This window comes from Pseudoalteromonas prydzensis, assembly GCF_001661495.1.
Lineage (GTDB): Bacteria > Pseudomonadota > Gammaproteobacteria > Enterobacterales > Alteromonadaceae > Pseudoalteromonas > Pseudoalteromonas prydzensis.
The window spans coordinates 1-21,317 of the sequence record NZ_BDDT01000022.1 but is presented as its reverse complement, the minus strand read 5'-3'; the positions used below and the strand labels follow the sequence as shown (position 1 = coordinate 21,317).

18 protein-coding genes are annotated in these 21,317 nt (G+C 38.3%); 8 read left to right on the top strand and 10 right to left on the bottom strand.

Annotation, left to right across the window (positions count from 1 at the left end; translation table 11 throughout):
* Positions 1-168 precede the first annotated feature (168 nt).
* The 5 genes from A7968_RS21960 to gorA all read right to left on the bottom strand — a co-directional run bounded on the left by A7968_RS21960 (position 169) and on the right by gorA (position 7,054).
* Positions 169-588, bottom strand: a complete 420-nt coding sequence (locus A7968_RS21960; protein ID WP_064668647.1) for a hypothetical protein — start codon at positions 586-588, stop codon at positions 169-171.
* Positions 585-2,672: a hypothetical protein gene (locus A7968_RS21955; RefSeq protein ID WP_064668646.1), complete on the bottom strand. Its 2,088-nt coding sequence runs from the start codon at positions 2,670-2,672 to the stop codon at positions 585-587. The genes A7968_RS21960 and A7968_RS21955 overlap by 4 nt, the downstream gene beginning before the upstream one ends.
* A gap of 9 nt (positions 2,673-2,681) precedes the next feature.
* Positions 2,682-4,385, bottom strand: a complete 1,704-nt coding sequence (locus A7968_RS21950; RefSeq protein WP_084448260.1) for a hypothetical protein — start codon at positions 4,383-4,385, stop codon at positions 2,682-2,684.
* Complete coding sequence (locus tag A7968_RS23660) at positions 4,382-5,602, bottom strand: tyrosine-type recombinase/integrase (RefSeq protein ID WP_008467214.1); 1,221 nt, start codon at positions 5,600-5,602, stop codon at positions 4,382-4,384. The genes A7968_RS21950 and A7968_RS23660 overlap by 4 nt, the downstream gene beginning before the upstream one ends.
* 93 nt (positions 5,603-5,695) lie before the next feature.
* On the bottom strand, positions 5,696-7,054 hold the full coding sequence (gene gorA / locus A7968_RS21940; RefSeq protein ID WP_064668645.1) for a glutathione-disulfide reductase: 1,359 nt from the start codon (positions 7,052-7,054) through the stop codon (positions 5,696-5,698).
* 129 nt (positions 7,055-7,183) lie between these two features.
* Here gorA and prlC point away from each other — a divergent pair, with 129 nt between their 5' ends.
* From prlC to A7968_RS21910, 6 genes are all read left to right on the top strand, one after another.
* Complete coding sequence (gene prlC / locus A7968_RS21935) at positions 7,184-9,235, top strand: oligopeptidase A (RefSeq protein ID WP_064668644.1); 2,052 nt, start codon at positions 7,184-7,186, stop codon at positions 9,233-9,235.
* Positions 9,236-9,360: 125 nt separating this feature from the next.
* Positions 9,361-10,539: a response regulator gene (locus tag A7968_RS21930; protein WP_064668643.1), complete on the top strand. Its 1,179-nt coding sequence runs from the start codon at positions 9,361-9,363 to the stop codon at positions 10,537-10,539.
* Between the two features lie 57 nt (positions 10,540-10,596).
* Positions 10,597-11,352 (top strand): class I SAM-dependent methyltransferase, encoded by a 756-nt coding sequence (locus A7968_RS21925; RefSeq protein WP_064668642.1) that lies wholly within the window; start codon positions 10,597-10,599, stop codon positions 11,350-11,352.
* 328 nt (positions 11,353-11,680) lie between these two features.
* Positions 11,681-12,229: a TnsA endonuclease N-terminal domain-containing protein gene (locus tag A7968_RS21920; RefSeq protein ID WP_227008880.1), complete on the top strand. Its 549-nt coding sequence runs from the start codon at positions 11,681-11,683 to the stop codon at positions 12,227-12,229.
* Entirely contained in the window at positions 12,226-14,067 is a 1,842-nt protein-coding gene (locus A7968_RS21915) for a TnsB C-terminal domain-containing protein (RefSeq protein ID WP_064668640.1), read from the top strand. The genes A7968_RS21920 and A7968_RS21915 overlap by 4 nt, the downstream gene beginning before the upstream one ends.
* The gene (locus tag A7968_RS21910) at positions 14,064-15,080 is read left to right on the top strand and encodes a TniB family NTP-binding protein (RefSeq protein WP_064668639.1); all 1,017 of its coding nucleotides are present in this window, start codon (positions 14,064-14,066) and stop codon (positions 15,078-15,080) included. The genes A7968_RS21915 and A7968_RS21910 overlap by 4 nt, the downstream gene beginning before the upstream one ends.
* 200 nt (positions 15,081-15,280) lie before the next feature.
* On the opposite strand, the gene A7968_RS21905 is transcribed toward A7968_RS21910, so the two are convergent.
* The 3 genes from A7968_RS21905 to A7968_RS21895 form a co-directional block, all read right to left on the bottom strand.
* Positions 15,281-16,111 carry a mechanosensitive ion channel family protein gene (locus A7968_RS21905; protein ID WP_064668638.1) on the bottom strand — a complete coding sequence of 277 codons (831 nt, stop codon included), beginning with the start codon at positions 16,109-16,111 and terminating at the stop codon, positions 15,281-15,283.
* Between the two features lie 112 nt (positions 16,112-16,223).
* Positions 16,224-17,192 carry a calcium/sodium antiporter gene (locus A7968_RS21900; RefSeq protein ID WP_064668637.1) on the bottom strand — a complete coding sequence of 323 codons (969 nt, stop codon included), beginning with the start codon at positions 17,190-17,192 and terminating at the stop codon, positions 16,224-16,226.
* Positions 17,193-17,576: 384 nt separating this feature from the next.
* Positions 17,577-17,960 carry an antitoxin Xre/MbcA/ParS toxin-binding domain-containing protein gene (locus tag A7968_RS21895; protein ID WP_064668636.1) on the bottom strand — a complete coding sequence of 128 codons (384 nt, stop codon included), beginning with the start codon at positions 17,958-17,960 and terminating at the stop codon, positions 17,577-17,579.
* 209 nt (positions 17,961-18,169) lie between these two features.
* Here A7968_RS21895 and A7968_RS21890 point away from each other — a divergent pair, with 209 nt between their 5' ends.
* Both A7968_RS21890 and A7968_RS21885 read left to right on the top strand, forming a co-directional pair.
* On the top strand, positions 18,170-18,880 hold the full coding sequence (locus tag A7968_RS21890) for an AHH domain-containing protein (protein WP_064668635.1): 711 nt from the start codon (positions 18,170-18,172) through the stop codon (positions 18,878-18,880).
* Positions 18,877-19,464 carry a hypothetical protein gene (locus A7968_RS21885; protein ID WP_064668634.1) on the top strand — a complete coding sequence of 196 codons (588 nt, stop codon included), beginning with the start codon at positions 18,877-18,879 and terminating at the stop codon, positions 19,462-19,464. Before A7968_RS21890 ends, A7968_RS21885 begins: the two co-directional genes overlap by 4 nt.
* Positions 19,465-19,996: 532 nt before the next feature.
* Here A7968_RS21885 and A7968_RS21880 read toward each other — a convergent pair.
* The gene (locus A7968_RS21880; protein WP_064668633.1) at positions 19,997-20,623 is read right to left on the bottom strand and encodes a hypothetical protein; all 627 of its coding nucleotides are present in this window, start codon (positions 20,621-20,623) and stop codon (positions 19,997-19,999) included.
* A gap of 38 nt (positions 20,624-20,661) precedes the next feature.
* Entirely contained in the window at positions 20,662-21,072 is a 411-nt protein-coding gene (locus A7968_RS21875; protein WP_227008881.1) for a hypothetical protein, read from the bottom strand.
* Positions 21,073-21,317 lie beyond the last annotated feature (245 nt).

Genomic DNA, 21,317 nt, shown 5'->3' with positions numbered 1-21,317 from the left:
TGTTAGAGCAGCCGCTTTATATTGATATTGTAGTATCGTAAGTGCTAACCCATTATGTTGAGCTGCAATATTTGTTATATGGCTTTTTAATTGTTGAACTTCATCAGGGTACATCTCATTTAACCTTGTTTTATTTTTTAGGCGATGCTTTAAGCAATTGAAGATATATTAATTTTTCTTCAGTAAAAATAACTCTGACTCAAGATCATTTATCTTTTTTAAGTGCTGGTGATTTGAAAGCGCTAGGGCATTGTGGGTAGAAGCCATTTGTGCCATTTGCTCTTTTAAGCTGGCTATTTCCGCTCGATATTTTTCTTTTAACCGTTTCTCGTTGGCAAGCTTTTCACGTAACTTAGTAACATCTGAGTTTTGCTGTGCTTGCTTTTTTGTTATAGCTTTTGATTTTAGTAGTTTAATTTTTTCAATGACGTCTGAGTAATAGTAAGCTGAGCCATTACCAAGGTTAGCTTCTTCCTCAACTGCAATGGCACTTAAACCTCGTTTGGCATCAATACGTACTGTATCGCCAGAAAGTATCCTGTCAATTGCGCTTAGAAGCTCTAACCTTGTATTCTCTGACTTACTCAAAGCTGTCTGATCTCAATTTCGGGTTTGTATGGAGTGTAGCTTATCTCAAAGTAGTCCATAACCTTTTCAGCTGCACGTAATTGCGTAATAAAATGGCTTAGCTGCGATTGAGATAGTTTAGTATGCTGCTCCATTTCAGTTATAGTCTCAACAATCCACTGATGTCGTTTTTGCCAAGCTTGTGCTTTTGTTTCGTCTATAACAACGTTCTCGCAGTTAAAACAGTTGGTTGGTGATACGACTTTTTCCATTCTACATTCATAACCAGCCATGCAGTATGAGTGAAGTGTACCAGCAATAGATATTCTACCAGCAGATACTTGAGCATATAGAGCATCCCAAGATGAGTATTTAACGGCGGTATTTTCTCTATCTTTAACAACATCTATACCTTTCTTACCATATAGCTTGTCATTTGAGTTATACCACTGATGCAATAGTTGTGTAGTGACTTCTTTATCCACTTCCTGAAGTAAATTATTGAGTTCTGAATCCACTTTTACATGTTTTATTTTGGCTGCTACGCCTCCTTCTGAGTACCATTGAGACATTGGTAAATATATATGCTTATACTGTTGTTTAATGGCAACGTCAGAGAGTAAATTATAGCGTTTACCAAATACTGCAAAAGTCCTTCTGAATTGATGGGTAGTTAATGCCCAAGGTTCGCCAATAACAATTTTTTGTTTGTAAGCATTTATATTTAAGTTTGGGTTTAAAAGCTTAAATTCTTCATAATCTTGTTCACTTACAATAGCATCCGCTTCTTTGACAAGAGCTTTATAGTGATCAAAAAAAGACGCCCCCGCATAGATATTTGGTTTTTTGCTTTTGATTCTTTGTACTAGCCATATACTTGAGGCACGCTCATTATCAGCTCTATCATTAGAAAGCATAAGTTGTATACGCATATTATGTGTCAAAGTTGCGGCTAGCTCTATAGCTTTACGAGTTACTGGAGATGTTAGCCATTCAGCTTTTTCTGGAACGGCTGGTGTCATTTTACTATGCATAGATTGCAAAGAGTAAAATACTTGCTCTTTAAGACGGAGGGTTTTAAAGCTATCTTCATGTAGAGCATATAATTCTGAACGTCGCATGCCTGTAAATGCACCGCAAATTAAAAAGCAGCAAGTTAAAAGATGAGTATAAAGCCACTCGAAGTCCCTATTATCATTTGGTATATGTTCCTTATCTAGGTGATCAACGATAAAGCTTTGGATGATTTCAGTTGGCTTTTGTGGCTTGGCTTTTGCCACTTCCACTCTATAATGAGGTGATTCTGAGGTAAGCCAATTCCATTGTTTACTTTGTATTTTATTATCTACTATAGTTTTACCTATATTGAAATTTTCTTGTAGTTCAGTATGTATATCCAATAGTTTACTGCGTAAAGGATGGTAATTTTCAACATATTCCAGAGCTTTGGAGTAAATTTTTTGCATTAAACGCGATGGTATCGCGTAAAATTGTTCCGATTCGACCTTAGTTGGGCAGCTCAGATGACGTCCAAGTTGAACAAAGTTCATTGGCTTTGGAATAGTCAATTTAATTGGAGTTTCTCCGCTAACGGCTTCTACCCAACCTAGAGCAAAAAGCAGCTTTGAAATATATGACGCACTCATTTCTAACGTTTTTAAGTATTCACAGTACCTTGTAAACTGTATAGGATGATTCAGTGTGCATACAGACTCTGCATTAATGGATTCTAAATATTTATATACTTGAGTTAGGTCCATGTTTCGAGCTAAGAATGTAGTGGTCTTAATTACAGCCCCCTTTCTTAGTGAACCTACTGAGAATAACCCTAAAAATGCTAGCAGTTTTTGTTCTTGTTTTAATTGGTTTGAAGACAGATGTAAAAATGTCGCTTTTCGTTTTGTTACAATTCTAATATCTACGTAGGGCGTCACATCCCAATAATCATCTCCAAAATGGCTAATAGTCTTTCCATCTTGATCAATCATGACAGGTATTTTATTTAGACTTTCCCAGTCTTGACTTTCATAATATTGAATCGCTTTCTCAACTAAAACCGTGTTTTCTTTTATAACCTGTTCCGGAGCTGAAAGTAGTGGCTTCATAGGATTCCTTTATAATACCAAGTTGAGGGTATCTGGCCAAAAAGGATGACGACCGACATTGTTTAGCTTCCACTCTGCTTGCCTTCTAACTTTTAAGTTAATACTTAAAAGGACATGCTTTATTTTAGTGAGAACATGTTCAAAATTTGATTTGAAATGTGCAACATTTAAATGGTCATCTTTTGCATCTTCTAGTGCTTCGTAAAAGCTTAATAAGCACCATATATCATCTACTTCTTCAACTAATACTTGATTAGGGCACGAGAAACAGTTTAATAAATCAGCACATGCTAAATGACTCGCATCATCTTTATTTATTGCTGCTTTTCGGCGAAACCGATCACCATTGTTATCAAAAGGGTTTTTGCAGCCTGTACCTAAAGTTGTTTTTTGTCCATTGCCTTGTTTTGCATAACGGCTTGTAAACTCTTCATAAGGTAAAATTTCTAGGTTCATCTGATCAAGAGTTTGTTTTCGAGCTTTATTAATATCGCCACATTTAATGGCATTCTCTAATGTATTTGCGGTAGCTTGAAGTTGGGCTTTATTTTCTGACTCGTTACCTCTGCTATAGTGCTTTCGAACTACATCAGGTGTATTATTGAGCAGCATGGATGTTTCGAGTGAGTTTCCTGTGAGCGCTAAGTAATTAGATGCACCTGTAGCTCTAAAGCGTTTAGCTTCAGGCCTAAGTTGTTGACCATTGTCATCAGTCAAATCGAATATGTTAATTAGCCAATTCATATTGGAACGAATATGCGTTGGGCACAAGGGCTTATTTATCCCGTTAAGACATTGATGAAGTAGTCTATTGGCATCTGGAAACAGCACGTGCGTAAGGGTGATAAGGTCATTAATAAAATTTAGCGCATGCTTTGGAATGTCTGTGCTAAGATTATCGCCGAGCTCGATGGTAACAAATTTATTAGCTCTCTTCTTTAACGCTGTTTGCACAAACCACTTACCTTGCTGTCCCTTTTTTTGTGAAGATTTGGGGATATCCATATCTCTTATCGTACTAGCGTTTGCCCATGTGTAATAGGCAAGTAAGAAATATGCAGCACAGTAACACTTGGTAATAGCACCACTTACAGGCACTTCGATTTTATTAAAAGAAAAGTTCGCGTATTGGTCGCTTCTCCTTGCTTGAATGTATTCTTTAGGTGAGGTTTGAATTTGCTTGGAAAGCTGAAAATATAGTTCTTTTAGTATTTTAATTAACTTTTTCAATTCAGATTCTGAGTATGCTTGAGTTGGATTTATTTGGCTGCGAAATAGTTTGAATTTAGAAAACCACTCATCAACAGGGTGATCTAGCATCTTCATTATTGTTCTTATACTACTTAATTCACCTTTTGCTGTGTTTGAACTTTTGCTGCCAATTCTAACGCTGTGAACTAGAGCTGTTTCAAATGCATTGATACCCTCTTTTGAATCTGGACTTACTGGAATACTGTCACAAATATTCACATACCGTGTAAATGTTCTAAAAAGGGTATTCATTGTTGTGTCAGTATATTCTGTATTAGCTTTGAATGCTTGATACCACTTAATAATTTGGTTGTCTCGGTTAAGCAAAGTACCCCGATGCATTTCAAAAAGTTTAGGCACGCCTTTGTATCTAAATCTTTGAAAGTCTGGGTATACAAATTGATCACCATAAATATTTAACTTAAGTTTAAGGTCAATATTTAAATTTGATTTGTTAATCACGAGAGATCCTCATTAATGACTGACTCCATAACTTGATCTAAAAAGCAAACTGCACGTATCGATGCCTTGCTTCGGTTTATAAAGTTCAGGTATCGCCAAGTTGTTTTCTCATCTTTATGTCCCATCCACCCCATGATTAATGACATAGCATCGAATGGTGACAACCCAACTTTTTCGTCTAAAAGGGACGCAAGGCGAAATGTACCGTAAGTTGCACGTAAATCGTGAGTTCTATGCTGAAAGTGGGTATTTAGCTCATTGCGTATGTAATTACGAGTTAAGCTAAAGTGACGCTGTATTGCATTGGTAGTATATGGTTTACCTCGATTGGTAATTAATAATTCCGTAATCGGTTTATCGGTTTTAGACTCTCTTTTCTGGCGACGCTCACTAATCAAGTAGCGATGCATCTTGTTCATTAACAGTGTTGGAATTTCGATAGTTCTGACTGAGCCAAATTTGGTGAGTACACCGTTATGAGGTCCTATACTAACTTGAATATGGTATTTATTCGGGTCACATCTATTCACTAGATTAGCAGGAAAGGTGCAGGCTTCTTCTATACGAAGGCCGCACATGAGTTGTAATAGTTGATGTATTTGGAATTCAATTGACTGTTCTTTGAGTGCTCGCGAATATAATTTTACCTCATCTTCTGTAAGGGGATTCAAGCTTTGCTCTGGTGTACGCCTTGGGACCCTGATCCTTAAGTCTGAGCTTCTAACAACATAATTACGATTGATATGCGCAAGCATCCCAGTCGTTTTGATGCTAACAAACTCTACTTCAAATGGTTTATTTTCCTTAGAGAAGTTAATTAACCTCTCGTAATATGCCCACTCGTAGAATTTAATTATATGGTTCATATATACAGCTGCTGTTGAACTATTTAGCTCACCGGCTTTCACTGAGGCCAAAAGATCTTGGTTTCGGAAAATATATGTGGGCTTATTTGATTTGATAGTTGGAAAGTCTTTCCAAGAGAGTTCATGGCTTTTTAAAAAGCGCCAATATCGACTTATGGCACGAACGTTTGAATTGATGTTTTTTGCGCGCTTAACGTTAATGAGGTGATTCATCCAAAGGTTTATTGGCATGACGTATTCACCATCTTCATAAAAAGTTGGAAAGCCTTTTAGCTGAATGCTTGATTTTGTTTTGCAAAAGGGAGTTTGGATCTCAGTTTTAAAATCATCTGATTGAACTATTGTGAGCATGAAAAAGCCGACCAAAAATTGTACGTTACTTGGTCAGCTTAGTTCGTTTTCCAGAGTTAGCAAATGTAAAGTTTCACTTTTCCAGAGAAAAATTTACATAGTAACAAATTCCTCAGACCCAGTCGGGTGTATTGCCACAACGGCATCAAAGTCTGCTTTGGTTGCGCCCATCTTCATAGCAACGGCAAAACCTTGGATCATTTCATCAACAGCAAAGCCTAAGCCGTGTAAGCCTACAACTTTCTCGTCAGGGCCTGCGCAAACTAGCATCATGTTACAAGGTTGGCGATGCTGAGTAACCGCTGTGTACATAGCTGCAAACGTCGATTTATAGACTTTAACGTTTTCTGCACCGTACTGCGAAATAGCTTCTTGCTCGGTTAAACCAATAGTGCCTATTGGTGGGTGGCTAAATACCACGGTAGGTACCAGGCTGTAATCCATTTTTAAATCGTCAGGCAGCTCTTTATTAAATAAACGCTCTGATAAAGTACGGCCTGCTTTTACTGCAACTGGGGTAAGCTCTATACCATTTTCGATGATATCACCCACAGCATAAACATTTTTAGCTGTGGTATTTTGGTATTCGTCTACCTTTACGTAACCGCCTTCGTTTACTTCAACACCCGCTGCGACTAGATTAATCTTATCAGTCGTCGGTGTACGGCCAATCGCCCAAATGACTTGATCAACATTTTGACTGTAGCCATTTTCAAAGTGGATAGTTAAGCTGCCATCGCTTTCTTTAACCACTTCTTTTGGTGAGCATTCGGTATGTAGTGTTGGTCCTTCTTTAGCCATAATCTCAACAAGGGTGTCGATAATGTATGGATCAAAGGTGCGCAGTGGTTTGCTTTTACGAACGAATAAATGAGTCTCAGTGCCGAGGCTATGCAGTACACCAGCAATTTCTACCGCGATATAACCGGCACCCACAACCGCAACGCGTTTTGGTTGCTCGTTTAGCTCAAAAAAACCATTTGAATCGATGCCGTGCTCAGCACCTGGGATATTTGGAATGCTAGGGCGACCGCCTACGGCAATTAAAATATGATCAGCGGTATAAAGCTCGCCATCAACTTCAACCGTTTTGCTATCAACAAATTTAGCAAAACCTTTTATAACAGTTACGCCGTTTTTAGCTAGGCCATTGTCATAGCCTTTGTGAATTCGGCCTATATAGGCTTCACGACTTTCTACTAGTTTGCTCCAGTTGAAATCTTTTACTTCAACATTAAAGCCGTAATCTGGAGCGTATAAGTTAATTGCTTCAGCAACTTGAGCGCCATGCCACATTACTTTTTTTGGTACACAACCTACATTCACACAGGTACCGCCCATGTGTTTTGCTTCAATTAGTGCCACTTTTGCGCCACGCATAGCTGCACGGTTAGCTGAACCTATTCCGCCGCTGCCGCCGCCAATTGCAATGTAGTCAAAATGCTGAGCCATAGTTATTCCTCAAAGATGAATGGTCATATTAGTTCGATGATAGCATAAGCAAGACCCGTTAAAAGCCCCTTGTATTTCAAGAATTCGCCCCAACTTCAAAATCATAATTGCACAGACTTAAGAGCTAACATGACTGATACCCAAAATAATCCTCTAATAGGTTTAGAAGGCTTACCGCCATTTTCAAAAATTAAGCCAGAGCATGTTGTGCCAGCGCTAAAAGCGGGCATCAGCGAATGCCGAGCTAAAATTGATGAAGTATTGGCTAAAAAATCGTTTACTTGGCCAGATTTAGTATTGCCACTTGAAGAAGCCGACGACAAGCTTTCACGCATGTTTTCTCCGGTATCGCATATGAACTCAGTTGTGAACTCTGATGAACTACGTGAAGCGTACGAGCAGTGTTTACCGCTTATCTCTGAATATTCTACTTTTGTTGGTCAACATCAAGGCTTGTATGAAGCATACAATGCTCTGCACAATAGCGACGAGTTCAAAACCTTAAATACAGCACAACAAAAAACCATCACTAATGCCTTACGTGACTTTGAGTTGTCAGGCATTGCCTTGGCTCCTGAACAGCAAAAACGCTACGGCGAAATTAGTGCCCGCCTATCAGAGCTGGCATCTAAATTTGGTAATAACGTAATGGATGCCACATTGGCTTGGCAAAAGCACATTACCGATGAAAGCGAACTGGCGGGTTTACCTGAATCTGCATTAGCACTAGCGGCAGATACCGCAAAAAGCAAAGAGTTAGATGGCTGGGTATTTACGTTAGATTTCCCATCGTATTTACCTATTATGACTTATGCAGATAACCGTGAACTACGTGAAGAAACGTATACGGCATTTGTTACTCGCGCGTCTGATCAAGGGCCTAATGCTGGCGAATTTGATAATTCAGCGATTATGAGCGAAGAGCTCGCACTACGTCATGAAATAGCGCAACTGTTAGGTTTTGCTAGCTATGCTGAAAAATCACTCGCTACTAAAATGGCTGAAACACCAGAGCAAGTATTCTCATTTTTAGAAGATTTAGCCGCTAAGTCTAAACCACAAGCAGAGCAAGAGCTTGCTGAGCTGCAAGCGTACGCCAAAGAAGAACATGGCATTGAACAACTCGCAGCGTGGGATTATGGCTATTACGGCGAAAAGCTTAAGCAAGAGAAATACGCAATATCAGACGAAGTCCTGCGCCCGTATTTCCCAGCCGATAAAGTACTAAGCGGCTTGTTTGAAACGGTAAATCGTTTATTTGGTATCAGCGTTAAAGAGCTAAAAGACGTTGATACTTATCATAAAGATGTTCGTTTTTTTGAAATTTACGACAGCAGCAACACGCTACGTGGCCGTTTTTACCTCGATTTATACGCACGTGATCATAAACGTGGTGGCGCATGGATGGACGATTGTATGGGCCGTAAAGTACGTGCTAATGGCGAATTACAAACGCCGGTGGCGTATTTGGTATGTAACTTTAATAAAGCGGTTGGCGATAAGCCTGCGTTATTTACTCATAACGAAGTAACTACTTTATTCCATGAGTTTGGCCATGGTATCCACCATATGCTTACCCAAGTTGATGCCGCACCGGTTGCAGGCATTAATGGCGTTGCATGGGATGCTGTTGAGCTGCCAAGTCAGTTTTTAGAGAACTGGTGTTATGAAGAAGAGGCACTTAACTTTATTTCAGGTCACTATGAAACTGGCGAGCCATTACCTAAAGAGTTATTGGATAAGCTGCTAGCGGCTAAAAATTATAACTCAGGCATGCAAATGCTGCGTCAAATTGAATTCTCATTATTTGATTTTAGAATTCATAACGATTATCAAGCGGGTGAAGAATGCCAAATTCAAGCGCGTTTAGATGAAGTGCGTAGCCATACCTCAGTTGTTAAACCGCCAGAATTTAACCGCTTCCAACATGGTTTTAGTCATATTTTTGCTGGTGGCTATAGCGCGGGTTATTACTCGTATAAATGGGCTGAAGTGTTGTCGGCTGATGCGTTTTCTAAATTTGAAGAAGAAGGTATTTTTAACCCACAAACAGGGCAAGCCTTTATGCAGCATATTTTAGAAAAAGGCGGCAGTGAAGAGCCAATGGCGTTGTTTAAAAACTTCCGTGGTCGTGAGCCAAGTGTCGACGCATTATTACGCCACAGCGGTATCGCAGCCTAAACTGCAAGTTGGTTTTATGTTTTAAAAGCGCCGTTTGGCGCTTTTTTACTTTTAAGCTAATAATTCTTCGCAAAATAATAGCTCCGTACTATGCTTTTTAAGTAATTAATAAAAAGGAATGGGGCATGACAAAACTGGTACTGGCAATTGATGACGATAAATATGTTCACCATGTAATTGAAGAATCATTAGCTGGGTTTTGTCAGCTAATACATGCTAAAAATGGCGATGAAGGATTAAGACAAGCACAAAAATATAACCCAGATATCATTTTACTAGATGTCGAAATGCCCGGTAAAAGTGGTTATCAAGTATGTACCGAGTTAAAAAATATTGAGCAAACCAAAGATATCCCGGTTATGTTTTTATCGGGCAAGAGTGAGTTACCAGAGCGAGTTAAAGGCTATAACGCGGGTGCTGCCGACTACATTGTAAAACCGTTTAATGCCGAAGAATTAATGGCACGTATTCGCGTGTTGTATGAATATCGTCAGCATTCGATCAAGCTTAAAAATGATGTAGAGCGGGCGCAGATCACCGCTGAAATCGCCATGACAGATTCAGGCGATATGGGGCGGATCATGCGCTATGTCGGGCAAACTTATCATGCTCACGATCTACAATCACTTTCGAACTATTTTTTTGAGTTTTTCCGGCCGCTAAATCTCGATGTAGTGGTGGCTTTTTGGTATCAGGATGTTGGCGTTATCTGTACAGGTGATGGTGTCGTTTGCCCGCTTGAGCAAGAGCTGCTAGAAAAACACCGTTATTCAAACCGGTTTGTTGATTTTAGTAATCACACCATTATTAATTACCCCAAGGTGTCTATTTTAATTAAAAATATGCCCCTTGATGATGAAGCATTGTATGGCCGTTATAAAGATTTGTTTCCGCATATTTTGGAAGTTACTAATGCCAAAATCCAAGATATGGAAGTAAACGAAAAAGCCCTTGCTCAAGCGCACGCCGTTGGCAGTGCTTTTAATGAGTTATCGTCGCAGCTATTTGTTTGTAGCGAGACCCGCGAAGGTGCAGTCGCACAATTAGCAACGCAGTTATCTGAGCTGCGCGTGCAGTTGCAGCAAAGCCCCGCAGCTGAAAGCCAAGCTTTAGCATTACAAATAACTCAACTAGAGCAAACACAATCACAACTAGCTATGTTGAATGATGATTTAACCTTCATTAAGCATCAACTCAATCACATTATTGATTCGCGTAGTGAGTTGATCGACAGTTTGAGTAAAATTGCTAGCCCCGAACACACTCAAGACGTTACATCACAAACGGATATTGAGCTATTTTAGTGCTATGGCGCTTAGCAGTTGATATACTTCGCGGGCTATTTACGGTCGGAGTTTATTTTGGTTATACAGTGTCCTTTTAAAGAAGTACGTCCTTATCTTAATGAAATTGAGCAGCGCTTTGGACTGGCCGAGTGGGCGGCAAATACCACTGGTTTTGCATTGCATTATGATGATCAAGGATTAAGCCTGCGCAAAACGGATGAGCCAAAACTGGGCGCGATTAACGTAGATTTTGTTACCGGTGCGGTGGCTCATCGTCGTAAATTTGGCGGCGGTAAAGGGCAGTCTATTGCCAAAGCAGTAGGCTTAAATAAAGGCGCAACACCCGTTGTGCTCGATGCCACAGCAGGCCTTGGCCGTGATGGCTTTGTGTTAGCATCGCTGGGTTGTAAAGTGATTTTGCATGAACGCCATCCCGTGGTTGCCGCATTGCTTTATGATGGCTTACAACGTGCTTATAGCGATGCTGAAATTGGCCCGTGGATGCAGCAAAACATGAGTTTAGTGTTTGGCTCAAGCCATACTTTACTTGCGCAATGTGACAGCATGCCTGATGTGGTTTACCTTGATCCTATGTTTCCGCACCGTGAAAAATCAGCGCTAGTTAAAAAAGAAATGCGGGTATTCCAAGATTTAGTAGGGGCAGATAACGACGCCGATGACTTACTTGAATTTGCCTATCCACTTGCCAGTAAGCGAGTTGTCGTAAAGCGGCCAGACTACGCACCATTTTTAAATAATAAAACTCCTAGCATGCAAATAAAAACCAAAAAGAACCGTTTTGATGTTTATGTAAAAGCGGCGATGGTTTAATCGTGAACTGCGGGCTCTAAGTTAAGATATATGTTGTCTGTCGCTGAAACCATAGTTTGACATAATATAACCATAGCTTGACATAATTAAATCATACTTTGACATAAAACCTCTTATGAAAATAGAGGTGAAGAATTAACCTCTTTAATATCAGTTGGTTATTTTTATTTTAAACCATAGTGTGACATAACTTATTTTTATTTGTATAGTATGTGTACAATGCAAATAAAAAATAGTTATTTTACTCATGTATATACGCAACTTAAGAAAGCCTTCTCCTAATAAAAATGTATTCAAATTTGCAAGCACTAAAGTCTGTAGTGTAATCATGTGTGAAAGTACATTAGAGTTTGATGCATGTTTTCATCATGAATATAACGACTTGATAGAGAGTTTTGGGAGTCAGCCTGAAGGCTTTAAATATGAGTTTATGGGTAAAAGCTTACCATACACACCTGATGCACTGATTTCGTATACGAATAAAACCCAAAAATACCACGAATATAAACCTTGCTCTAAAATTGCTTCTCCACTATTTAGAGCAAAATTTGCTGCTAGACGAGATGCATCATTAAAAATGGGAATTGACCTTGTTCTAGTAACTGATAGGCAAATTAGGGTAGATCCAATATTAAATAACTTAAAACTATTACACCGTTATTCCGGTGTTTATGGTGTTAGTGGCATTCAAAACGAGCTGCTCAGTTTTATTCATAAATCAGGGGCAATCAAGCTAAATGATATAAGTTCTCAGCTTGGTTTACCAATTGGTGAAGCACGGTCTTTTTTATATGCGTTGATTCATAAAGGTTTGCTGAAAGCAGATTTAGAGGATGATGATCTAACGAATAACCCAACATTATGGATTTCACAATGACAGATTTTTTCGATGAATTTGACGAGTCGTTAGCGCCACTCAAACCACAAACACCTACACAATATGTCAAATTAGATGACACTAACTTGATCAAGCGTGATTTGGATACCTTTACGGATGATTTGAAAAACCAAGCGCTACAAAGGTATAAGCTAATTAGCTTTATAGATAAAAAACTTTCACGTGGATGGACCCAGCTAAATTTAAACCCTATTTTAGATGAGATTTTTAAAGGGCGTGACGAAGTTCGGCCAAATTGGCGGACTGTTGCTCGTTGGCGTAAAAAATACATCGACAGCAATGGGGATATTGCCTCCCTTGCTGATAAAAGCCATAAAATGGGAAACAGAACCAACCGTATAGAAGGGGATGATAAGTTTTTTGATAAAGCTTTAGAGCGATTTTTAGACGCTAAAAGACCGACTATAGCAACTGCCTATCAGTACTATAAAGACCTTATTATTATTGAAAATGAGAGTATTGTTGATGGTAAGATCCCAATAATATCTTACACTGCCTTTAATAAAAGAATCAAAGCAATACCCCCATATGCGGTCGCGGTGGCAAGACATGGCAAATTTAAAGCAGATCAATGGTTTGCTTACTGCGCTGCTCATGTCCCCCCCACAAGAATATTAGAGCGTGTAGAGATTGATCATACCCCACTTGATTTAATTCTACTTGATGATGAGTTACTTATCCCTATAGGAAGACCTTACCTAACATTACTTATTGATGTATTTAGTGGCTGTGTTCTTGGTTTTCATCTTAGTTATAAATCTCCTTCGTATGTATCTGCAGCGAAGGCTATTGCTCATGCGATTAAGCCAAAGTCACTTGATGCTCTGAATATACAACTACAAAATGATTGGCCTTGCTTTGGAAAATTTGAAAACTTAGTAGTAGATAATGGTGCTGAGTTCTGGTCAAAAAACTTAGAGCATGCTTGTCAGTCAGCAGGAATAAATATTCAATATAACCCTGTACGTAAGCCTTGGTTAAAACCGTTTATAGAGCGCTTTTTTGGAGTGATTAATGAATATTTCTTACCAGAATTACCAGGGAAAACATTCTCAAATATTTTAGAAAAAGAAGAATATAAACCTGAGAAAGATGCGATCATGCGTTTTTCAACGTTTGTAGAAGAATTTCACCGCTGGATTGTTGATGTATACCACCAAGATAGTAACTCACGTGAAACTCGTATCCCAATTAAGCGATGGGAACAAGGGTTTGATGTTTATCCACCATTGACTATGAATGAAGAGGAGGAAGCGCGTTTTTCAATGTTAATGCGCATCTCAGACTCAAGAACATTATCGAGAAATGGTATCAAATATCAAGAGCTAATGTATGACTCGACTGCTTTAGCTGATTATCGTAAACATTATCCGCAAACAAAAGAAACTTTAAAAAAACTGATTAAAGTCGACCCTGATGATATTTCAAAAATTTATGTTTATTTAGAAGAGTTAGAAAGCTACCTAGAAGTACCGTGTACAGACCCTACCGGTTATACGGATGGGTTAAGTGTCTATGAGCATAAAACAATAAAAAAAATTAACAGAGAAATCATTAGGGAATCTAAAAATAGTTTGGGTTTAGCTAAAGCTCGCATGGCTATTCATGAGCGAGTAAAGCAAGAACAAGAAGCTTTTATTGAGTCAAAAACTAAAGCAAAGATTACAGCTGTTAAAAAGCAGGCTCAAATAGCAGATGTAAGTAATACAGGCAAAGGAACTATTAAGGTCTCTGAAGATGATGCAGTCCCTGTGCAAAAAAATATTAGTAACAACACTTGTGATGATTGGGATGATGACTTAGAGGCATTTGAATGAGTGCTTTAACAGAGATACAGATAGAACAGTTGCGTAACTTTAGTGATTGTATTGTTATGCACCCTCAAATAAAAACAATTTTTAATGACTTTGATGAACTAAGATTAAACCGTAAATTTCAGTCAGACCAGCAGTGCATGCTATTAATTGGCGATACAGGAATTGGGAAAAGCCATACCATTAATCATTATAAAAAAAGAGTCTTAGCTACTCAAAATTATAGTCGAAATACTATGCCAGTATTGGTAAGTCGTATATCTAGAGGTAAAGGCTTAGATGCAACTTTAATCCAAATGCTGGCAGATCTGGAGCTATTCGGAAGTAGCCAAATGAAAAAGCGAGGCTACAAAACAGAGCTTACTAAAAAGCTTGTAGAAAGCTTAATTAAAGCTCAAGTTGAGTTACTCATCATTAACGAGTTTCAGGAGTTAATAGAGTTTAAAAGTGTACAAGAACGGCAAAAAATCGCAAATGGGTTAAAGTTTATTAGTGAAGAAGCCAGAGTGCCAATAGTGCTGGTCGGTATGCCTTGGGCTGCAAAAATAGCTGAAGAACCACAATGGTTTTCTCGGTTAGTTAGAAAAAGAAAGCTTGAGTACTTCAGCTTGAAAAATGATAGTAAGTACTTTCGTCAATATTTAATGGGATTAGCGAAGAAAATGCCATTTGATGAGCCGCCAAAGCTTGAAAGTAGGCATACCGCTATAGCGCTTTTTGCAGCTTGTCGAGGTGAAAATAGATCACTAAAACATTTTCTATCAGAAGCTTTAAAATTAGCATTGAGTTGCGATGAGTATCTTGAAAACAAACATTTTATTGCAGCTTATGACAAGTTTGATTTTTTTAATGACAAAGATTCATTGGAGTTAAAAAACCCTTTTAAACAAGACATTAAAGATATTAAAATTTATGAGGTAATTAAAAGCTCATCATATAATCCTAATGTCTTAGATCCAGAAAATGCATTGTTAGGACGAAGGTTTGAATTAGTGCTTTTGAACAATCTCAGTTAATTTGTATGTTGTAGCCTTGCTGTATGAATTCATGCCCAAATACTGGGGTAAATTGGAGCTTGTTCTTTTTATCATAATGCCACCTAAAGTTTTATGGGGCGAATGATAATTCCCTAATTAGTTGGACTAATTATACTCTTTGCGCCATCTGGCTGATTTATGTTCAAGTCAACCAGATGTGCATAATTGCTTATTTCATATTATTCTTTTTGATTTGAACTAATAATATGTAAATCTCGTTGAGGGAATGGGATCGTAATGCCTTTACTTTCAACTCTTTCTTTCACTTTACGCTGTGTTTTCCAGTAAATATCCCAATAGTCAGGTGTTGGGACCCACGCGCGTAGTTGCAAGTTTACTGAGCTATCTGCTAGGGTATGGACAAGATATTGTGGCTCTGGGGTTGTTATTATTCGAGATTCTTCTGCAGCTAATTCTCTTAATGCGGCTAAGCCGTCTTCAATTGAATCACCATAAGAAATACCAATCGTAATATCCATTCTTCGTTTTGCATTTCGACTGAAGTTTTTTATTGCACTCGCCCAAACAGTACTATTGGGCAGTGAAATAAATATTCCATCTGCGGTCTCTAGCTCTGTCGTAAATAAGCCTAAATCGGTTACGCTTCCTGAATTTCCTGATACCTCTACAAACTCAGATTTTTTTAATGGTTTAAGGAACAATAGCATTACACCTGCGGCAACATTGCTTAAAGTGTCTTTTAAAGCTAAGCCAATCGCTAAACCAGCAGCACCCACTAGTGCAACTAAGCTCGCTGTATTGACACCAAACAGGTCAAGAATAATGACGAGGGCAATAAGATAGATAATATACCCAGAAAGTGTGGTTAGTAGTTTAGTGATTATTTCGTCTTGCTTACTTAAACGATAGACACCTTTACGTACTGCGCGCCTTATTAGTTTTGAGCCGATACTCGCGGCAATTAAAATGAACAAAGTAAGTATTGTATTCTTCGCTATCGCAATAAGTTGCAATTGATGCTCAGAAAAAAAAGTAATGATGCTTTGCATTGCTTTTCCTTAAAATGATGATTTCGAAATCGAATATATTGGAACTGTATTAAGTGCTTACAGACTCAGTACATAGGGTATTTATTATTTTCTAAGGCACTACTAAAGTATTTTATATAATCCCCATAATCAGGTAAGCGTTATAGCCTAAATAAGCACTAAAGAGTACCGTACCTTCTAGACGGCTTATTTTCCCTTGGCGACCAAAACCATAAGCCATGACCAATAACATTAGGGTAAGTATAAGCATGACTCCCCAATCTCTGTTAAAGACCTCTGAGGAAATGTGATTAATTGGCTCTATTACACCCGCTATACCAATAACAGCCAGAATATTGAAAATATTAGAACCAACAACATTACCGATAGCAATGTCGTGCTCACCTTTTTTAGCCGCCAAAATACACGCTGCCAGCTCTGGCAGAGAGGTTCCTAATGCCACAATCGTTAAACCAATAATTAAATCGCTGACCCCCAGAGAAGTTGCTATTTCAACAGCACCCCAAACCAATATGCGTGAACTAATAATTAGCAGTGTTAAGCCTACAAATAGCCAGAAAATTGCTTTTGAAATTGGCATGGAATGGCTTTTTAATTCATCATCAAATTCTTTTTCTAATGTATCTGCCGAACTGTTTCTACCTGAATGCACAGACCAAATAAGAAAAAGCAGCAAGCTACCTAAAAGTAGCAATGCATCAACGAAAGTTAATGCTCCGTCATACAGTAAATAACCACACAGGAGCACTGTAGAGACCAAGATTGGTAGTTCTTTTTTTACTATATTTGATTGAACTACAATGGGGGCAATGAGAGCGGTAACACCCAGTATTAAACTTATATTGACAATATTTGAACCGAGTGCGTTCCCCAAGGCTAGTTCGGGGTTCCCATCACTTGCAGCCATGGCTGAAACAACCATTTCAGGTGCAGATGTACCGAACCCCACAACTACCATGCCAATTAAAATTGATGATAGACCAACATGACGGGCTGTAGCTGCAGCGCCTTCAACAAAGCGATCAGCACTCCATACTAATAGTGCAAAGCCTGTGATAATTGCGAGAGATGCTAATAGCATAGCGCTGCTCCCTCTGACTCAAGAAAGTATCTGGTGTTTGAACTAATGAATAGTCGATTGTGTTCAGTGTAGTTTGTAAAGTTAGATAAGACGTGCAACATTTTGGCTCTCGTAGGGCAGAATTTTACAAAAGGTAAGCAACCACATCTGCCCGATATGATTATTTACCTTAAGTCTTGTCAAAGCTAATTAAGCTTGAAACAGCCACGAGCATTGAGTGCTCGGAGATTGTTGACTGTTTCCCTGCATACGCAAGAGACTACTCCCCTAAGTTCAGTTCAAAGTAATATATAAAACCCTAAAAATCTAGCATAAAGTTAAATTAGTTTCGTAATATTTCTACTCTACTAGTTTGCTTTCGGGGGCGATTTGAAAGCATTTAAATCATAAGTTATTTTGCAATGCATCAATGCGCTTCGCTACTTCGTTAAGTTCTAGGAATTCTCCATGCTCAATCACTTCTAGTGGTGAACGACCTGCAAAAAAGTCATTATGGTTTTTCATTTTCATAAACTTCCTGACATTTTCGGGGTTGCTAAACATGCAACGTAATGCGTGGTGAATATTGAGCAGACAACTAATACGTTCTAATTGCTCGTTGTTGAGCTTCACAGTCTCAGGAGCAGCCTTAAATTTATCATAAGAAGTTTTTGAGAGCTTAAGTATACGTTGAGCTTGCTCAGAACTGCATTCCCACAATGATAAAATGTTGCATGCTGTTTTAAAGCCTGTACTGGTGAATGATGTTGAATCACTATCTGTGTGCATACGTAATCTCCTTTTGTGAGCCGATACGCCAAAATATTTCAATAAAGGATAGTTGTAAAGTTGAAATCCTTCATAACCCTAACCGTGTAGTATGGCTTATAAAGTATAATAATAAGTAACGGCAACAGATGCTTTAAAGCCGAATTTCTTGCATTTGCCATGAGTATGCACTAATTTGGGGTCACATTAATAAAGGAATATATTAAGTAATGACTACATTAAGGGAATACCCAAAACCAGATAGGCCTGCAAATCCAACTCCGCTAGATATGGCAATTTATAACTTTGAACTCAAAGCTAAAAGTTATCACGATGAAAGCATCAAAAAAAATCCAAGCGCCGAAAAATTAAAAAAGCTAGCTTTAGATTATGACCATTTACAAATAGAAAAAAAGAGAATTGAATCTGTATCGATTGCTCAGTCTGCTCTTGAGTCGTATCGCGCTAGTAGCAGCCATTCGACACGCAAAGCTTTACTTGAAGAAACTCATCATTCAAGCAATACCACCAATAATTTAGCCCGATTTCTTTTTGCTGTTAGTGAACCAAAACCGACGAAATATCATGAAGCACACCATATTATTCCTGGTACAGGGCGTGATAACAAACAGGCTGTATTACGAGCAAGATTAAATTTGCATATGGTCGGTATTGGTATTAACGACCCTCATAATGGTATTTGGTTAATTAATTTTGTGAGACATAAAGAGCATGACTGGGCCACTAAAGAATCACCTCCACACCGAAAGTTGCATAGGTATAATTACGAAACATGGATTGGTGAAAGCTTAGGTGGAAGCATGACAAAAGACAAAGGGTTGTTTGTTAATAAACTACGCAATGTGAAGACAATGATTAAAACAGGGACGTTACCTAGCAAAATTTTCGAAGAGAAAGATGAACTATGGAAAGGTATATGAATACATACTTACTGAGAAAACCCACAGAAACATGTGATGTAATTGACCTCGATATTGTCGAGATGACAAATCAAATTATTGATAAGACTGGCCAGTCGTTTGATGAAATACTTGAAGTCGTTATGGATGATATTCCAAGAGGGAAAAAAACGTTACTTGAACTCTCTGAGCATGGGTTTGTGTGTAAGCATGAACCACGAGCAAAAAAACAAAATTATGATGTAAACCTATATGGCTGTTTCTTAGTGCTTAATCGACGGGCGTATAATTGCCTTAATGAAGCGATCATAAATTGTGGCGAGTTCGTTCCATTAAAAACTGACAGTGAAGAAATGTTCTTATTTAACACACTCAATTTTGCATCTGAAGACTTAACATTGACGGAAAAAGCATACCTTGATGGTTATGAGGATGGTCTCAAAACGTTAGTCTTTGATATTAATGATATACAAGATAAGTTACTTTTTAAGTCAAAATTGCAAGGAGGCCTTTCTGTTTATTGTACTGATGACTTTAAAAAATTAATTACAGATAACAATCTGAGTGGCATTAACTTTAATAAAGACTTATTAAGCTGCTTTTAACTTTAATTGGAGAACGTCATCTTTCTTATGCAATAAGCTCAAATTATATGAAAATACAAGTGTAGCTTAATGGAGCCAACGTGTCCTCCTTGTGCATTCGATGAGTACAGTACTGTACTCAGTTCCTAAATTGGGATAAATGCCTTGTAAGTTTCATATTGAAAGCTGGTAAATATGAAGTCACTCTCCATTTCCAAGTACTCCAAGACAGTGAAAAGCTAACGGGGTACATTGAGTGAAAAAATGAAATCAGCTAGGCTAATTTGGATTAGTCTAGATTCAAACTGTCAATATTTAAATCACGATGTAATTAGATCTAATAGATTGATCTAACTCATTTCTGGACAAAAATGAGTTAGGCCGTCAGCTGTATTAGATGAGTTTCGTATAAAAGTTTCTATGGGCTAGCGCCCAATTAAGTTGTGAGCAACGCTTCCACCGTACTCAAACACTTCACAGTAATCACTAAACCAATTGAAACCGAAAGCGCCGAGCGTTGCGAATCACTCTTAAATGCTAGTATACTAAATTTTCATCCGTAGTATCGAACAAAACACTCTTTATACTCACCATCGTCCAGAGCCGACATAAATAACTGAATCATGTCATTCATAGTTTTGACTGACCAAGCAGCCAACTCTGCGGATTGCAATATGTCAACCCAACTAGTCGCCCCATCAACTTCAGAGATAATGCGTTTGGATTTTAGCTGTCGAATAAACTTAGGGTAAGACTTTAAATCAATATTTGGCTTAGATGCAGCACCGTCAGTAACCATGACCTCGGGCTTATTGTGCACTATCGCATTTCTGACCTCGACAAGGATTTTAAATGATTCAAATACAGATTGTGACTTAAAGTCTTCATTATCGGAAAATAGCTTCAACGCATAAAAGTATTTATCCTGTAATCGCTTTCTTTCAGCGACCATCCTATACATTTCAAACGAATAATCTCTCAATGTATAACAGCTCCTAGCTTCAGAACTTAAATACCGCCTATATTCACAGGATTCATTTATAAATGATTCGAGAACCGATGCACAAAATACAATACACGGTAGAGTTTGAGCAGGGTCATGAGCTGCCACCCTCTGTGTATTTATAGCTATATCCCTCAACACAGGAGTGTTTGGGGAAAAATGATATGTTTTAATCATTGGTACTCCTGTTTTACGTTCATTGTTTAATTAATTTGTTATAGCGCATCTTCCGACGCGTGCATTACCGACAATACTTTTGATAATACGTCAGGAATACCCGTATCTTTAAAGTAACTAATATTGCTAATGCGACTTGTAGTTTCATGGAACAATTCGTGAAATGAACTTTGTTTTTCAATTATCACAGAGGGCAGTTCATAACCATCTTCATTGAATTGGTCTGCCGTAATATCAATGATATAACCATTACAATGCAACCATGCATGGGATTGGTTGGAATTTTCACCTAGTCCAACTCCACAGACATATTCACTACCTAAACCCTTATGCTGCAATAAATACAAACCGAGTAAGTCGGTAGTATCTCCACAGCAACCACTTGGGAAGCCAGAAGAGTTATAAAAACTAGTCATGCTATCAAAGTCTGATTTGTCAAAACTAGCCAAAATATCCCTAATTTGATGGATCTCTTTTTTAACTTCTTTATTCAAACGAAACTCCAATACTGGCTTGCGCTATAACGCCGTTGTAACAGCCAACAAGTTTTTTGTCCGCGTTGATGACTTTGTTGAACGAAGCCGCTTTGCGGCAGAAAAAGCAGATCGCGTGTTTAATTAACTCTCTACCAACACCGGTAGGATTAATTGGAGTTCACTGCTATGAACACACACGATCAAGCTCGTTTCGAGTC

What these genes read in the sequence shown, in the direction of transcription:
- A7968_RS21890 (WP_064668635.1), top strand. Translation starts at nt 18,170, where the DNA reads ATGACTACATTAAGGGAATACCCAAAACCAGATAGGCCTGCAAATCCA.
- A7968_RS21920 (WP_227008880.1), top strand. Translation starts at nt 11,681, where the DNA reads ATGTGTGAAAGTACATTAGAGTTTGATGCATGTTTTCATCATGAATAT.
- A7968_RS21930 (WP_064668643.1), top strand. Translation starts at nt 9,361, where the DNA reads ATGACAAAACTGGTACTGGCAATTGATGACGATAAATATGTTCACCAT.
- A7968_RS21955 (WP_064668646.1), bottom strand. Translation starts at nt 2,672, where the DNA reads ATGAAGCCACTACTTTCAGCTCCGGAACAGGTTATAAAAGAAAACACG.
- A7968_RS23660 (WP_008467214.1), bottom strand. Translation starts at nt 5,602, where the DNA reads ATGCTCACAATAGTTCAATCAGATGATTTTAAAACTGAGATCCAAACT.
- A7968_RS21900 (WP_064668637.1), bottom strand. Translation starts at nt 17,192, where the DNA reads ATGCTATTAGCATCTCTCGCAATTATCACAGGCTTTGCACTATTAGTA.
- A7968_RS21905 (WP_064668638.1), bottom strand. Translation starts at nt 16,111, where the DNA reads ATGCAAAGCATCATTACTTTTTTTTCTGAGCATCAATTGCAACTTATT.
- prlC (WP_064668644.1), top strand. Translation starts at nt 7,184, where the DNA reads ATGACTGATACCCAAAATAATCCTCTAATAGGTTTAGAAGGCTTACCG.
- gorA (WP_064668645.1), bottom strand. Translation starts at nt 7,054, where the DNA reads ATGGCTCAGCATTTTGACTACATTGCAATTGGCGGCGGCAGCGGCGGA.
- A7968_RS21915 (WP_064668640.1), top strand. Translation starts at nt 12,226, where the DNA reads ATGACAGATTTTTTCGATGAATTTGACGAGTCGTTAGCGCCACTCAAA.
- A7968_RS21885 (WP_064668634.1), top strand. Translation starts at nt 18,877, where the DNA reads ATGAATACATACTTACTGAGAAAACCCACAGAAACATGTGATGTAATT.
- A7968_RS21910 (WP_064668639.1), top strand. Translation starts at nt 14,064, where the DNA reads ATGAGTGCTTTAACAGAGATACAGATAGAACAGTTGCGTAACTTTAGT.
- A7968_RS21895 (WP_064668636.1), bottom strand. Translation starts at nt 17,960, where the DNA reads ATGCACACAGATAGTGATTCAACATCATTCACCAGTACAGGCTTTAAA.
- A7968_RS21880 (WP_064668633.1), bottom strand. Translation starts at nt 20,623, where the DNA reads ATGATTAAAACATATCATTTTTCCCCAAACACTCCTGTGTTGAGGGAT.